Source organism: Fulvimarina uroteuthidis (assembly GCF_034321785.1).
In the GTDB taxonomy this organism is placed as follows: domain Bacteria; phylum Pseudomonadota; class Alphaproteobacteria; order Rhizobiales; family Rhizobiaceae; genus Fulvimarina; species Fulvimarina uroteuthidis.
Map to the genome: position 1 here is coordinate 537237 of NZ_JAXLPB010000001.1, position 13529 is coordinate 550765.

The window sequence follows — 13529 nt, forward strand, 5'->3', positions numbered from 1 at the left end:
AGCCTTTTCGTGGACTTCGAGCCACAGGGCGGCGGGCCATGTCCAACGCCCAACCTTCATGTCAGTCGACCGAAAGACCCGCCGTGCCAGATCTTCTCGCCCACCTTACGACCCGTCGCTCCCTGCCGCTGCCGGCGCTCGTCGAACCCGGCCCCTCGACGGAGCAACTGAACGACATGCTGACGATCGCGGTGCGGGTTCCCGATCACGGCAAACTTGCGCCCTGGCGATTCATTCTCTTCAGCGGCGATGGAGCGGTGAAGGCGGGCGCAGCGCTCGGCGCGCTCGTGGCCCGCCGCGAAGGCCCGCTCAGCGAGACGCGCCAGCGCGTCGAGGACACCCGCTTCACCCGCGCGCCGCTCGTCGTCGCCGTCGTCTCCACGGCCGCCGACCACGTGAAGATCCCGATCTGGGAGCAGCAACTGTCGGCCGGGGCCGTGTGCCTCAACCTCATTCACGGGGCCAATGCCAAGGGCTTTGCCGCCACATGGCTGACCGAATGGCCCGCCTACGACATCGAGGCGAAAGCGCTCCTCGGCATTGCCCCGCACGAGGCCGTCGCCGGCTTCATCCATATCGGCACGCCGGGCGAGCCCCCGTCCGAGCGTCCCCGCCCGGCGCTGGCGGATCTCGTCTCGGTCTACGACGGGGGAACGGCCTGATGTTCTACCGCACGGACACGAACGATCACGGGCTTGCGCACGATCCGTTCAAGGCGATCGTCTCGCCGCGGCCGATCGGCTGGATCTCGACGCTGTCGGCGGACGGCATCGCCAATCTCGCCCCTTACAGCTTCTTCACCGCGATCGGCGATTCGCCCAAGCTGGTCATGGTCTCGTCCTCCGGTCTGAAGGACATGGCGCGGACCGCGATCGAGACCGGCGAGTTCGTCTGCAACCTGGCGACGCGCGCGCTCGCAAGGCAGGTGGTGCGGACGTCGGCGCAAGCGCCCTCGCATGTCGACGAGTTCGAGATGACGGGCCTGACCAAGGCCGACTGCCGCATCGTCAAGGCGCCAAGGGTCGCGGAAAGTCCCGCCGCGCTCGAATGCGTCGTCACCCAGAGCTTTCATCCCAAAACGCAGGCCGGCCATTCGAACAATCTCGTCATCATCGGCGAAGTCGTCGGCATTCATCTCGACGAGGCGATCCTGAAGGACGGGCGGATCGACATGGCCCTCGCCGCCCCGCTGGCGCGGCTCGGCTATCTCGATTACTCCGTGTCCGACGAGGTGTTCGCCATTCCCCGGCCCCGCACGCCGGACGGAAGCGACATCTGACCCGGCGCCCGTCGACGATTTCGGGCGGAACCGCCGGTGTGCCGCAATGCGGGCACGCAGACGCCCGATGCGATCGGCGGCCTGCCCCACACCATCCCGTGACGGACGGCAGGTTTGATTCAACTTTAACAAACATGGTGAACCGAACCTTAAGGCTTTTGTCCCAGACTGCGTAACCAGAATGGTCACAGCGTCTGGAGTTTTGCCCGATGGCTCAGGAAACAGCAGCGAGCTGGTGCGACGCCGCCCCTGCCGGGCAGCGCGCGGAATGGGCCGGACGGTTGGCACGCGCCCTGATCGACGGCATGACGCCAAAGGCCGACCGGGACGACATCGAGGCGATTCTGTTCCAGATCGCAGGTGACCCCGCCGCCTCGGTTCGCCGGTCACTCGCGGTGGCGGTGGCCGAAGCGCCCGACGTCCCGAAGCGGCTGATCAAGCAGCTCGCCCGCGACACCGACAGCGTTGCGGCGCCGGTCATCATGGGCTCCAGCCATCTCGACGATACGGATCTCATCGAACTCGTCCTGACCGCGCGCGAGAAGCCGCTGCAGGCGGTTCTAAGGCGCGCAACGCTTTCCTGCGCGGTCTGTGCGGCGATCGCGGGCCTCGGGACGAATGCGCTGATCCTCGATCTTCTCGACCATCCCCATGCCGATATCGGCCCCGACACCTTGCGCGGCATCGCCGAGGCGTTCGGCCACGTCGCCGAGATCCGCGGCGCACTCTTCGATCGGGCCGATCTTCCCGCGACCATTCGCCAGGCGCTCATGAAGACGGCAAGCCAGGCCGTCGCCGCCTCGCCGCTGGCGCAACTGGCGCTCGGCGCACGTCAGAGCGCACGGGTCGGCGAGGAAGCCTGCCACCGGGGCACGGCGGCGATCGTCGGCAATGCGCCGCGCGGCGAACGCGCACGGCTCATCGACGACCTCGTCGCGGCCGATCAGCTCTCGCCCGCCGTGATGCTCCGCCTTGCCTGTTCGGGCTTGCTGGAAGCCCTGACGGAAGCCCTGTCGCGGCTTTCGGGCGTTGCGCCCAGACGGGTACGTGCGGTGCTGGTGGAAGGCCGGCGCATTCCGTTCGTCGCCCTTTGCGCGCGAGCCGGCCTGCCGGACGCCTCGGTGCCGATCCTCTTTCACGCCGTCGACGTCTGGCGCCTCGCCGACGAACGGGGCGAGCCGCTGCACGCGGCGGAGGTCGCCGCGCGGGTGATGGGACGCATGCGCGACGACCTGTCTGACGGCGAGACGCGCACCTTGGAGCCGGCGCTTGCCTTCCTGCGCGGTCTTGCCCGCGAAATGGCCTCGCCCGTCGCACCTCTGGACAGCGCACCGGCGATCGCGGCCTGATCCGTCAGGCGCCTGCGACGATGCCGTGGCGATTCCTCAGATATTCTGCATTGAGCGTTTGCATTGAGCGTTCGGAAGATCGATTCCGACCTGCGGGCAAACGCTCTGGCCGGCGGACCCGGGGCCGGAGGTTTCGTCGGGCCTTGGAGCCGGCGCGTCGTTCGCAGCCCTCGAAATGGCATCGCGAACCCGATCGTTCAGGCTTATGTTCTCCGCCTTCGCCTTCACGACGGCAGCATGGTGGAGGTCAGGATCGAGCCGGACGTTGAACTTGCCCGAAGAGTGCCGAAAGGGCTCCAGACCCCGCTCGGCGCCCATGTCGAGGAACACCTTGAGCGACATACGCCCCTCGGCCTCCAGATCGGCAAGGCTCGACGCGTAGAAATCCGCGCCGCCGTTCAGCCCGACAAACTCTCCGCGCAACATGGCGATCTCGCGATCCTAGGAAATGACGGCCTTCCGGCCATCGATGTCCATCAGGTTTTGGGTCATGGGGCAGTTCCGTTGCTTTCCACCCATTTACGAATGCTGGCGACCGCGCCCTCGTCGGTGTCGCGCGAGGGATGCGGACGGTGGAAATCCCGTACCGCCTCGAAAAGCCACACACCGATGCGCGAGCCGTCCCGCTCGTCGGCCGCGAAAAGACGGACTGAAGCGTTCGCAAGCTTCTTTCCTGCATGACTCCAAGCACTATACAGCGGTACCAATTCCGAGACCCGCCCGGCTCATGCCTTGACGCTCTCCACCGCCTGCAGCACCCGTTCCGGCGTCGCGGGGGCGTCGAGATCGGGGAAGCGCCGGCCGCCGCCGGCCGCCAGCACCGCGTCCGAGAGGGCGCAGAACACCGAGATCGCCAGCATGAAGGGCGGCTCGCCGACGGCCTTGGAGCGATAGATGGTCTCGGAAAGGTTCTCGCCCTTGTCCCAGATCGCGATCCGCAGATCGTCGGGCCGGTCGTTGGCGGTGGGGATCTTGTAGGTGGAGGGCGCGTGGGTCTTCAGATGACCCTTGGCGTCCCACCACAACTCCTCCATCGTAAGCCAGCCCATGCCCTGGATGAAGCCGCCCTCGATCTGGCCGCGATCGATCGCCGGGTTCAGCGACTGGCCGCAATCGTGCAGGATATCGGCGCGCAGGAGCCGGTGTTCGCCGGTCAGCGTGTCGACGAGAACCTCCGAACAGGCCGCGCCGTAGGCGAAATAGTAAAACGGCGTGCCCGATGCGCGCTCCCGGTCGTAGGCGACGCCGGGCGTTGCGTAGAAGCCGGTCGAGGAGAGCGGGACGCGGGCGAGATAGGCCTCGCCGACGAGGTCCGAGAAGCGTTTTTCGGTCTCGCCGATGACGACGCGGTTCGCCTTGAAGGCGATGGCCTCCTTCGGAACGCGATAGCGCGCCGATGCGAAATCGACGAGCCGCCGCCTGATGGTGCGGGCGGCGGCCTGCGCCGCCATGCCGTTGAGATCTGAGCCTGAGGAGGCGGCGGTGGCCGAGGTGTTGGGGACCTTGGCGGTGGACGTCGCGGTGATCTTCACCCGTTCGAGATCGATCTGGAATTCCTCGGCGACGACCTGCGCGACCTTGGTGAACAGCCCCTGCCCCATCTCCGTGCCGCCATGATTGAGATGGACCGAGCCATCCTTGTAGACATGGACGAGCGCGCCCGCCTGGTTGAGATGGCTGGTCGTGAACGAGATGCCGAACTTCACCGGCGTGAGCGCCAGTCCCTTCTTCAGGATCGCGCTCGAGGCATTGAATTCCGACACCGCCTTGCGGCGCGCGCGGTAATCCGAAGACGCCTCCAACTCGTCGACGATCTCGGAGATGACGCAATCGGTGACCGCCATATGATAGGGCGTCGTGCCCGGCGTCTGACCCGGAGGGGCATAGAAATTGGCCTTGCGCACATCCAGCGGATCGCGGCCCGTCAGGTGGGCGACCCTGTCCAGCGCCCGTTCGATGCCGACCATGCCCTGCGGGCCGCCGAACCCGCGAAACGCGGTGTTGGAGACCGTGTTGGTCTTCACCCGGCGCGAGTGGATGCGGGCCGCCTTCAGATCGTAGGCATTGTCGGCGTGAAACATCGCCCGGTCGGCGATGGCGCCCGACAGGTCCTTGGAGGCCCCGCAGCGCACGACATGGGCAAAATCCGCGCCGGCGATCCGGCCGTCAGCGTCGAAGCCGAGCCGGTAGTCGATGCGCACCTCGTGGCGCTTGCCGGTCATCACCATGTCGTCGTCGCGGTCCAGCCGGCACTTGGCCGGGCGTCCCGTCTTCACCGCGACGAGGGCGGCAAGACAGGCGAACAGCGCCGGCTGGCTTTCCTTGCCGCCGAATCCGCCGCCCATGCGCCGCACCTCGACGGTGACGGCATGGTCCGGCACGCCCAGCATCTTGGCGACATTGTGCTGAACCTCGGACGGGTGCTGGGTGGAGGAGCGCACGAAGACGTCGCCGTCTTCGAGGGGGGCGGCGGTCGCGATCTGGCCTTCCAGATAGAAATGATCCTGCCCGCCGACCTCGATGCGGCCGTCGATCGAACAGGCGGCGGACGCGATCGCCGCGTTCCAGTCCCCAAGCTGCATGGTATGGGCCGGCAGCAGATCCTCGTTCGCGAGATCCGAGGCCCGGATCGCCTCGTCGATAAGGATCGCGTGCGGCAGCACCTCGTATTCGACGATGCCGAGCATGGCGGCCCTGCGGGCCAGATCGCGGCTGGTGGCGGCCACCGCGAAGACCGGCTGACCGATGCAATGCACCTCGTCTTCGGCCAGAATGGGATCGTCGCCGAACACGGGCGAATAATCGTTCTGGCCGGGAATGTCGTCCGCCGTCAGGACGCAGGCGACGCCCGGCGCCTCGCGCACCTTCGCAACGTCCAGCGACACGATCCTCGCATGGGCATGGATGCTCTGTGCGATGTAGATGTGGAGCGTGCCCGGCAGTTCCGGCTCGTCGTCGGTGTAGCGCGCGGTGCCGCGCACATGCATCGCGCCGCTGTCATGGGGGCGCGGCGTCCTGACGCCGCCGCTGATCGCGGCTTGCCGGGTCGGCGCCGTCTCTTCGAGATCGGCGATGCTGGGCTCGCCGGCACCGGAGCGATCCTGGATCCGGGTTTCGTCCATCTAGGCAACTCCTCGCGTCCGGGGTCCCGTCTCGAAGGCCGACAGCCGCGCAGGCGCGCCGTCCCCGAGCTCCAGCCGAAACCGCTCGACGAGGTTCTGCGCCGTCTTCAGGCGATAGGCGCTCGAGGCCCGCATATCCGACAGAGGCTGGAAATCGTCGGCCAGCGCGACCTGCGCGGCCCGCACCGCGCCCTCGTCGAAGGGCCTGCCCAGAAGCGCGGCCTCCGCGGCCTCCGCCCGCTTCGGGGTTCCGGCCATGCCGCCGAACGCCAGCCGCGCCTCGGTGACGAGGTCGCCGTCGAAGGTCAGGCGGAACGCGGCCATGACCGCGGAGATATCGGAATCGAAGCGCTTGGAGATCTTGTGCGCGAAGAACCGCTGGTTGGCATCGAGACGCGGCGTCTCGATCGCGACGACGAACTCGCCGGGCGCGCGGTCCTGCCTGCCATAATCGAGAAAGAAATCCTCCAGGTCGATGGCCCGGATATCGTCGGCCTTTCGCAGATAGACGCGGCTCGCCAGCGCGATCAGGCAGGGCGGCAGGTCGCCGATCGGCGAGCCGTTGGCGATGTTGCCGCCCATGGTTCCGGCATTGCGGGTCTGCGCGCCGGCAAAGCGCCGCATCGTCTCGCCGAGGTCGCGATGGATGTCGGCGAGCGTCGCGAAGGCTTCGGCATGGGTCACGGCGGCGCCGAAATAGACGACGTTGAGGCGTTCCTCGATCATCTGCAGATCCTGCACCTTCGACAGGTCGATGAGGATCGGAAGATCGCGGTGCTGCTTGGTCACCCAGAGACCGACATCGGTCGCACCGGCGACGAGGGTCGCGTCCGGATGCGCGGCGTAGAGATCGGCGAGATCATCGACATTCTCCGGCGCGAACCAGAGCTGGCGGCCAGCGGGACCGTCCGCCTCGTAGCGGAAGACCGCGCCGTTCTGGATTTGCGAGAGCTGCCGGGCGAGCGCCAGGTCCTCGCCGAGCACGTCGGCGCGCGGCACCTGCGCAAGCGCTTCGCCGGCCTCGACGATCGGGCCGTAGCCGGTACAACGGCAGAGATTGCCGGAGATCTGATCCTTCACCGACTGGCGATCCGAAAGCTTGCCGGCGTCCCAGGCGGCGAAAAGCTGGACGACGAAGCCGGGCGTGCAGAACCCGCACTGGCTGGCGTGCATGTCGACCATGGCGTCGCGCAAGCTAGCCGCGCCCGCCGCGCCGCGATGGGCGCCGAGCTTCTCCACGGTCTCGACAGCCCGCCCGTTCATGGCCGGCAGAAACTGAATGCAGGAATTGAGCGCGCGGCGCTTCAGCCCGCCGGACGCGTCGGCCTCCGACACGAGCACCGTGCAGGCGCCGCAATCGCCTTCCGCGCAGCCCTCCTTGGTGCCGGTCAGATGCTCGCTCTCGCGCAAGTACTGGAGCAGCGTCGTCGTCGCGGCGACGCCCGAAACCGCGCGCGGCTCGCCGTTGAGAAGAAAGCGGATCGTCCCCGTGCCCGTGTCGCTCATCAGCTTCCCCGATAGGTCGAGTAGCCGAAGGGCGAGATCAGGAGCGGCACGTGATAATGCGTCGGCTCGTCCATGCCGAACCGGATCACGACCTCGTCCAGGAATTTCGGATCGGGAAGATCGAGCCCCATGCGATCGAAATAGCGTCCGGCGCCGAAGACAAGTTCGTAGCGCCCGGCCTGGAAATCGTCCCCCCCCAGGATCGGGGCGTCGCAACGACCATCCTGGTTCGTCTCGACGTCCGCCAGCGTCTCGCGCGAACCGTCGGCCGACAGCCGATGAAGCACGATCCGAAGCCCGCCGGCCGGCCGGCCGGTCGCCGTGTCGAGAACATGGGTCGTCAGAAACCCGCCATCCTGGTTCGCCATGAAGCGCCTCGCATTCGTTTGCCGCCCGGATGATGCACCGCAACCCCCCGCACCCGCAAGGGATCTACCCGCAATGACCCGAGTGTCCCGCAAAGTGCGTGCCGCGCACGAACGAGAAACGGGCGCCCGAAGGACGCCCGCTCGTTCATGCCGTCAGGCCTGCCCGGTTCAGCGGACGATGTAGACGATCTGACGGGTGGTCGGATCGACCAGCACCTGCTGGCCGTTCACATTGGCGTACTGATACTCGTATTCCGGGATCGCAGCGAGCGATACGTTCTCGGGAATGCCCGCACCGACGACGGTCTCGCCTTCCAGATAGACCGGATCGACGGGGTTCGAGCGCACATATTCGATGCGCGGCTCCGGCGGATTGGCTGCGGCACCAGCCACGAGGCCGATACCACCGCCGACCGCGGCGCCGACGGGGCCGCCGACGAGCGCACCGATGGTCGCGCCGGTCGCGGCGCCGGCAAGTTCGCCCGCCCCGCCCTCGTCTTCATAGGTGACGACCGGGATCGATTCCGGTGCGGCCTGGCGGCGCTGCACCACGACGACGGTCTCGCCTTCCACTTCGGTCGTCAGATATTGCGCCGACGCCCAGCCCTGCGTGCCCTCGACGGTGACGCGGCACCAATCGCCGGCATCGTTGCAGCCGTCGAGCGTTGCGGCATCGCCGGTCGGCAGCACGCCGACGATCGGGAAGTTCGAGCCGGGTCCCGCACGGACGTTGAGGTCGGTGGTCGACGAGATAGCGGTCTGCGCCAGCGACGGCGAGACGGACAGGGCGGCGAACGAGGCGCCGGCTGCGGCGAGAATCATGAAGCGTTTCATAGGTGAACTCCCAAGTTGATGTCCGCCGTCATTGGCGATCGGCGCGATGGGGGAACAAGCCGCTGAACGGGTGTTCGGTTCCCGTTTTTCTTCTGAATACAATGTATAGACGTCATTCATCCTGCGTTCATGTCCGAACGATACCTCGCACAGGCGATGTTTCAGGCATGACCGAACCATCGCCAAGTGCCACTCCAAGTAAAACCACCGCTTCATCTTGTTTCAGGACGGGCTTCGAGAGCGGTTCCGGAGGGCCGGCCGGGCGCGCCACCGCAGTTTGCGGCGCTTTCTGGTGCACCGCACGCATCCGCGTTGCCCGACCGCGATCGCGTGGGCTAGAAAGGGGGATATCCCAGCGCTTGGACGGCCCATGACGAACCCTTCCTATCCCCGCGATCTCAAAGGCTACGGCCAGATCCCGCCCGATCCGAACTGGCCGAACCCGAACGGCACCGGCCCGGCGAAGATCTGCGTCCAGTTCGTCGTCAATTACGAGGAAGGCGGCGAGAACGCGGTCCTGCACGGCGATGCCGCGTCCGAGGCGTTCCTCTCGGAAATCGTCGGCGCCAGCGCCTGGCCGGGCCAGCGCCACATGAACATGGAATCGATCTACGAATACGGATCGCGCGCCGGCTTCTGGCGGCTGCACCGCATGTTCACCGAGCGCGCAATGCCGGTCACGGTCTACGGCGTCGCAACGGCGCTCGCCCGCAATCCGGACGCCGTATCGGCCATGCGGGCCGCCGGATGGGAGATCGCGTCGCACGGGCTGAAATGGATCGAGTACAAGGATTTCTCCAAGGAAGCCGAGCGCGAGCACATGGAGGCGGCGATCCTTTTGCACGAGGCGGTGACCGGCGAGAGCCCGAAAGGCTGGTATACGGGCCGATCCTCGCCGCACACGCTGGAACTGGCGGCGGAAAACGGCACGTTCGCCTACGCCTCCGACGCCTATGCCGACGATCTGCCCTACTGGCAGGAGACGGCAACGAACCCGCTTCTCGTCATCCCCTATACGCTCGACACCAACGACATGCGCTTTGCCACGCCGCAGGGGTTCAATTCGGGCGACCAGTATTTCACGTTCCTGAAGGACGCCTTCGACACGCTTTATGCCGAAGGCGAAGCGGGCGCGCCGAAGATGCTGAACATCGGGCTGCACTGCCGTCTGGTGGGCCGGCCCTCCCGCGCCGCCGCGCTGACGCGATTCCTCGACCATGTCCAGTCGAAGCCCGACGTCTGGATCGCGCGGCGCATCGAGATCGCCGAACATTGGCGCGCGCACTTTCCCTACAGGGCGGAATTTCGCCCGAGCCGTCTGAGCCGCGCAGCGTTCCTCGGCCTTTTCGGCGGCACATATGAGCACTCGCCCTTCATCGCCGAGCGTTGCTTCGATTTCGGCCTTTCGCCCGCCTTCGACACGGCGGAGACCCTTGCCGCCGGCATGGCGCGGGAGTTTCGGCTTGCCAGCGAAGCCGAGCGGCTCGGCATCTTGAAAGCCCATCCCGATCTTGCCGGCAAGCTCGCCCTTGCAGGCGGGCTGACGGAGGAATCAAGAGCCGAACAGGCCGGTGCCGGCCTCGATCGCCTGTCGAGCGCCGAGTTCGAGCGCTTCACGGCGCTCAACGCCGCCTATCAGGCCAGGTTCGGCTTCCCGTTCATCATCGCGGTGAAGGGCAAGACCAGGGACGATATTCTGACCGCCTTCGAAACCCGCCTCACCCATGATCGCGATACCGAATTCCGGGCGGCCTGCGCCGAGGTCGAGCAGATCGCCGCTCTGCGCATCGCCGCGATCTTCGCCAACAATGCCGCCATGACACCGAAAGACTGAAAATCATGAGTTCCGAACGTTTCATCCCGTCCGTGCCGCTTGCCGAAGAACCCGATCTCCTGCGCGCCTTCGTCGATCTCGCCCATCCGCGCCTCGGCACCGAGGTGACGCATGCGAGCGACGATTTCTTTGCCGACAAGTCGCGCATGATCGCGCCGGAGCCTCCGGTCTTCTATCCCGACCGCTTCGACGATCATGGCAAGTGGATGGATGGCTGGGAATCGCGCCGCAAGCGGGAGCCCGGCCATGACTGGGCGATCGTGAAGCTCGGCCAGCGCGGGCGGATCGCGGCGATCGACATCGACACCTCCTTCTTCACCGGCAACTATCCGCCCGAAGCCATGATCGAGGCCGCCGATACCGTCGGGGAACCGAAGGATGGCGACTGGTACCCGCTCGTCCCCAAGCGGGCGCTCGACGGCAATGGGCACAATCTCGTCAGGCTCCCCGAACCCGTGCCGGCGCGCTGGCTGAAGCTGCACATCTTTCCCGACGGGGGCGTTGCGCGCCTGCGCGTCTACGGCCGGATCGAGAAGGACTGGAGCGAGGTCGGCGCGGACGAGACCGTCGATCTGGCGGCGCTCGTCAATGGCGGCGCGGCGATCGCCTGGAACGATGCCCATTACGGCTCGCCGGCCAACATGCTGGCCCCGGGGCGCGCACCGGTCATGGCCGATGGCTGGGAGACCGCGCGGCGGCGCCGGCCCGGCAACGACTGGTGCGTCCTGAAACTTGGAACGCCCGGCACGATCGAGCGCATCCTCGTCGACACCCGCCACTTCAAGGGCAACTATCCCGATCGCTTGACCCTGCGCGGGGCCAAGCTCTCCGAACATCCGGTCGAAAGCGAGATCGAGGCCCTGTCGTCGCTCTGGCCTGAGATCGTGACATCGACCAAGCTCGAGGCCGATGCGGAACTCGAGATCGCCGATATCGTGCCTCACGGCGCGATCAGCCATGTGCGCCTCGACATCTTCCCCGACGGCGGCATCTCCCGCCTGCGGCTTTACGGCAGGAAGGCGTCATGAACACCCTCGACACCCGGCCCCTCACCGCCGATGCGTTTCGCCCGTTCGGCGAGGTCGTCGAAACCGACAATGCGTCCGAGATCCGGCTGATCAACAAGGGCACCACGACCCGCTATCACGACATCGCCCCGGTGGACGTGACGGCCGAGGGCGGCACGGCGCTGATCTCCATCTTCCGGGGCAAGCCGTTCGCGTTTCCGGTGACAATCACGATGATGGAGCGCCATCCGCTCGGCTCCCAGGCCTTCGTGCCCCTCTCCGGGCGGCCCTATCTGGTGGTGGTGGCGGCCGACGAGGGCGGCCGCCCGGGCGAGCCGGTCGCGTTTCTGGCAAGGCCCGACCAGGGCGTCTCCTACCATCGCAACGTCTGGCACCATCCGCTGATCTCGCTCGAGGACGTGTCGGATTTTCTCGTGGTCGACCGGGGTGGCGGGGGAGAAAACCTTCAGGAAGCGGACTTCGCCGCGCCGTTCGAGATCGGCCGATAGGCGCAGGGCGGGCAGCGTCTCACCTGCGATAGAACAAGCCTTCCCCGCACCGTGCGCGCAGAGCGCGAAAGATCGATAAGTGCCTTTGACGTTCTCGTCAGCGTGCTGTTAGATCGCCCCGACACGACGATTCGACTTTGGGAGGAGTTTGATTTGCCGAGCGCCGATTACGCCATCGAGACGCGTAATTTAACCAAGACGTTCAAAGGTTTCACGGCGGTCGACGACGTTTCCCTGAAGGTCGAACGCGGAACCATTCACGCCCTGATCGGCCCGAACGGGGCCGGCAAGTCGACGATGTTCAACCTGATCACGAAGTTTCTCGAGCCGACGAGCGGCGCGATCCTCCTGAACGGCAAGGACATCACCCGGGAGAAACCGGCACAGATCGCACGCCGCGGCGCGGTGCGCTCGTTCCAGATCTCCTCGGTGTTCCCGCATCTCACGCTTCTGGAGAACATTCGCGTCGCCCTGCAGCGCCGGATGCACAATTCCTACCATTTCTGGAAGCCGGAATCGCGGCTCGACGTCCTCAACGAGGACGCCCGCAAGATCCTGCGGCAGGTCGATCTGGAGGATTCCGAACATGTCCTCGCGACAGAGCTTCCCTATGGCCGCAAGCGGCTTCTGGAGCTTGCGACGACGCTGGCGCTGGAGCCCCAGGTGATGCTCCTCGACGAGCCGATGGCGGGCATGGGCACGGGCGACGTCTCGCGCGTCGCCGACATCATCCGGCGCGTGGCCGAGGGGCGGACCGTGCTGATGGTCGAGCACAATCTGAACGTCGTCGCCGACCTTTCCCACAGGATCACGGTGCTGCAGCTCGGCGCGGTGCTGGCCGAAGGGACCTACGACGAAGTCAGCCGGAACAAGCAGGTCCGATCGGCCTATATGGGCGAGACCGATGACTGAGACCCTTCTCGATATCAAGAATTTGCAGGCCTGGTACGGCGAGAGCCACATCCTGCACGGGGTGAATTTCGAAGTGCCGAAAGGCCGGATCGTCACCCTTCTGGGGCGAAACGGCGCCGGCAAGACGACGACGCTTCGCTCCATCATGGGGCTCGTCAGGAAACGCACCGGATCGGTCGCCCACGACGGCACCGAAACCATCAGGCTCTCGGCCAACCAGATCGCCCGCACCGGCATCGCCTACTGCCCGGAAGAGCGCGGCATCTTCTCCTCGCTCAACGTGAAGGAAAACCTGATGCTGCCGCCGATCATCCGCGACGGCGGCATGAGCGAGGAGCGCATCTACGAGCTTTTCCCGATCCTGAAGACGCGCGGCAGCAGCCAGGGCACGAAGCTGTCGGGCGGCGAGCAGCAGATGCTGGCGATCGCGCGCATCCTGCGCAGCGGCGCGCAGCTCCTGCTCCTCGACGAGCCGACCGAGGGGCTTGCCCCGGTCATCGTCCAGCATATCGGCGAGATCATCAAGCGCCTGAAGGCGGAGGGCTTCACCATCCTCCTGGTCGAGCAGAACTTCCGCTTCGCCGAGAAGCTCGGCGACGTCCACTACGTCGTCGAGCATGGCGAGGTGATCGACCGGTTCGAGCGAGAGGAGATCGCGTCCAACCGGGACAAGATCACCGGCTATCTCGGGGTCTGACGCGATGACGGCGTTCGGGGCGCAGCCCTTTCGCAAGGGCGGCGTGACCCGCCGCCGATCCCTGCCCCATCCGGCGCGGCGAACCGGTTTGCCGCGTTGCCTTTCAACCTGA

The 13529-nt window shown here is 66.4% G+C and carries 14 protein-coding genes; 9 read left to right on the plus strand and 5 right to left on the minus strand.

What is annotated here, in order from left to right; all coding sequences use genetic code 11:
• Positions 1 to 38: 38 nt before the first annotated feature.
• The 3 genes from U0C82_RS02455 to U0C82_RS02465 all read left to right on the plus strand — a co-directional run bounded on the left by U0C82_RS02455 (position 39) and on the right by U0C82_RS02465 (position 2628).
• A complete protein-coding gene (locus tag U0C82_RS02455; RefSeq protein ID WP_416186605.1) occupies positions 39 to 662 on the plus strand; it encodes a nitroreductase family protein in 624 nt (207 codons plus the stop codon).
• On the plus strand, positions 662 to 1279 hold the full coding sequence (locus tag U0C82_RS02460) for a flavin reductase family protein (RefSeq protein WP_322185464.1): 618 nt from the start codon (positions 662 to 664) through the stop codon (positions 1277 to 1279). Before U0C82_RS02455 ends, U0C82_RS02460 begins: the two co-directional genes overlap by 1 nt.
• 209 nt (positions 1280 to 1488) lie before the next feature.
• Positions 1489 to 2628: a DUF2336 domain-containing protein gene (locus tag U0C82_RS02465; protein WP_322185465.1), complete on the plus strand. Its 1140-nt coding sequence runs from the start codon at positions 1489 to 1491 to the stop codon at positions 2626 to 2628.
• Between the two features lie 36 nt (positions 2629 to 2664).
• Here U0C82_RS02465 and U0C82_RS02470 read toward each other — a convergent pair whose 3' ends face one another.
• Positions 2665 to 2970, minus strand: coding sequence for a type II toxin-antitoxin system HicB family antitoxin (locus tag U0C82_RS02470; RefSeq protein WP_322185966.1), 306 nt, complete (start codon positions 2968 to 2970; stop codon positions 2665 to 2667).
• On the opposite strand from U0C82_RS02470, the gene U0C82_RS02475 reads away from it, so the two are divergent.
• Positions 2866 to 3309: a hypothetical protein gene (locus U0C82_RS02475; protein WP_322185983.1), complete on the plus strand. Its 444-nt coding sequence runs from the start codon at positions 2866 to 2868 to the stop codon at positions 3307 to 3309. The genes U0C82_RS02470 and U0C82_RS02475 overlap by 105 nt on opposite strands.
• 44 nt (positions 3310 to 3353) lie before the next feature.
• Here U0C82_RS02475 and xdhB read toward each other — a convergent pair whose 3' ends face one another.
• The 4 genes from xdhB to U0C82_RS02495 all read right to left on the minus strand — a co-directional run bounded on the left by xdhB (position 3354) and on the right by U0C82_RS02495 (position 8458).
• On the minus strand, positions 3354 to 5750 hold the full coding sequence (xdhB, locus tag U0C82_RS02480; RefSeq protein ID WP_322185466.1) for a xanthine dehydrogenase molybdopterin binding subunit: 2397 nt from the start codon (positions 5748 to 5750) through the stop codon (positions 3354 to 3356).
• Positions 5751 to 7256 carry a xanthine dehydrogenase small subunit gene (gene xdhA, locus U0C82_RS02485; RefSeq protein WP_322185467.1) on the minus strand — a complete coding sequence of 502 codons (1506 nt, stop codon included), beginning with the start codon at positions 7254 to 7256 and terminating at the stop codon, positions 5751 to 5753. It lies immediately after the preceding gene.
• A complete protein-coding gene (gene uraH / locus U0C82_RS02490; protein ID WP_322185468.1) occupies positions 7256 to 7624 on the minus strand; it encodes a hydroxyisourate hydrolase in 369 nt (122 codons plus the stop codon). Before uraH ends, xdhA begins: the two co-directional genes overlap by 1 nt.
• A 168-nt stretch (positions 7625 to 7792) precedes the next feature.
• A complete protein-coding gene (locus U0C82_RS02495; RefSeq protein ID WP_322185469.1) occupies positions 7793 to 8458 on the minus strand; it encodes a DUF1236 domain-containing protein in 666 nt (221 codons plus the stop codon).
• 370 nt (positions 8459 to 8828) lie between these two features.
• Here U0C82_RS02495 and puuE point away from each other — a divergent pair, with 370 nt between their 5' ends.
• The 5 genes from puuE to U0C82_RS02520 all read left to right on the plus strand — a co-directional run bounded on the left by puuE (position 8829) and on the right by U0C82_RS02520 (position 13417).
• Positions 8829 to 10292, plus strand: a complete 1464-nt coding sequence (puuE, locus tag U0C82_RS02500) for an allantoinase PuuE (RefSeq protein ID WP_322185470.1) — start codon at positions 8829 to 8831, stop codon at positions 10290 to 10292.
• Positions 10293 to 10297: 5 nt separating this feature from the next.
• Positions 10298 to 11320, plus strand: coding sequence for an allantoicase (gene alc, locus U0C82_RS02505; RefSeq protein ID WP_322185471.1), 1023 nt, complete (start codon positions 10298 to 10300; stop codon positions 11318 to 11320).
• Complete coding sequence (locus U0C82_RS02510; protein ID WP_322185472.1) at positions 11317 to 11808, plus strand: ureidoglycolate lyase; 492 nt, start codon at positions 11317 to 11319, stop codon at positions 11806 to 11808. Before alc ends, U0C82_RS02510 begins: the two co-directional genes overlap by 4 nt.
• Positions 11809 to 11961: 153 nt before the next feature.
• The gene (locus U0C82_RS02515) at positions 11962 to 12720 is read left to right on the plus strand and encodes an ABC transporter ATP-binding protein (RefSeq protein WP_322185473.1); all 759 of its coding nucleotides are present in this window, start codon (positions 11962 to 11964) and stop codon (positions 12718 to 12720) included.
• Positions 12713 to 13417, plus strand: coding sequence for an ABC transporter ATP-binding protein (locus U0C82_RS02520; protein WP_322185474.1), 705 nt, complete (start codon positions 12713 to 12715; stop codon positions 13415 to 13417). The genes U0C82_RS02515 and U0C82_RS02520 overlap by 8 nt, the downstream gene beginning before the upstream one ends.
• The last annotated feature ends 112 nt before the right edge of the window (positions 13418 to 13529 follow it).

What these genes read in the sequence shown, in the direction of transcription:
- xdhB (WP_322185466.1), bottom strand. Translation starts at nt 5,750, where the DNA reads ATGGACGAAACCCGGATCCAGGATCGCTCCGGTGCCGGCGAGCCCAGC.
- U0C82_RS02460 (WP_322185464.1), top strand. Translation starts at nt 662, where the DNA reads ATGTTCTACCGCACGGACACGAACGATCACGGGCTTGCGCACGATCCG.
- puuE (WP_322185470.1), top strand. Translation starts at nt 8,829, where the DNA reads ATGACGAACCCTTCCTATCCCCGCGATCTCAAAGGCTACGGCCAGATC.
- uraH (WP_322185468.1), bottom strand. Translation starts at nt 7,624, where the DNA reads ATGGCGAACCAGGATGGCGGGTTTCTGACGACCCATGTTCTCGACACG.
- alc (WP_322185471.1), top strand. Translation starts at nt 10,298, where the DNA reads ATGAGTTCCGAACGTTTCATCCCGTCCGTGCCGCTTGCCGAAGAACCC.
- xdhA (WP_322185467.1), bottom strand. Translation starts at nt 7,256, where the DNA reads ATGAGCGACACGGGCACGGGGACGATCCGCTTTCTTCTCAACGGCGAG.
- U0C82_RS02520 (WP_322185474.1), top strand. Translation starts at nt 12,713, where the DNA reads ATGACTGAGACCCTTCTCGATATCAAGAATTTGCAGGCCTGGTACGGC.
- U0C82_RS02455 (WP_416186605.1), top strand. Translation starts at nt 39, where the DNA reads ATGTCCAACGCCCAACCTTCATGTCAGTCGACCGAAAGACCCGCCGTG.
- U0C82_RS02475 (WP_322185983.1), top strand. Translation starts at nt 2,866, where the DNA reads ATGGTGGAGGTCAGGATCGAGCCGGACGTTGAACTTGCCCGAAGAGTG.
- U0C82_RS02495 (WP_322185469.1), bottom strand. Translation starts at nt 8,458, where the DNA reads ATGAAACGCTTCATGATTCTCGCCGCAGCCGGCGCCTCGTTCGCCGCC.
- U0C82_RS02510 (WP_322185472.1), top strand. Translation starts at nt 11,317, where the DNA reads ATGAACACCCTCGACACCCGGCCCCTCACCGCCGATGCGTTTCGCCCG.
- U0C82_RS02465 (WP_322185465.1), top strand. Translation starts at nt 1,489, where the DNA reads ATGGCTCAGGAAACAGCAGCGAGCTGGTGCGACGCCGCCCCTGCCGGG.
- U0C82_RS02470 (WP_322185966.1), bottom strand. Translation starts at nt 2,970, where the DNA reads ATGTCGCTCAAGGTGTTCCTCGACATGGGCGCCGAGCGGGGTCTGGAG.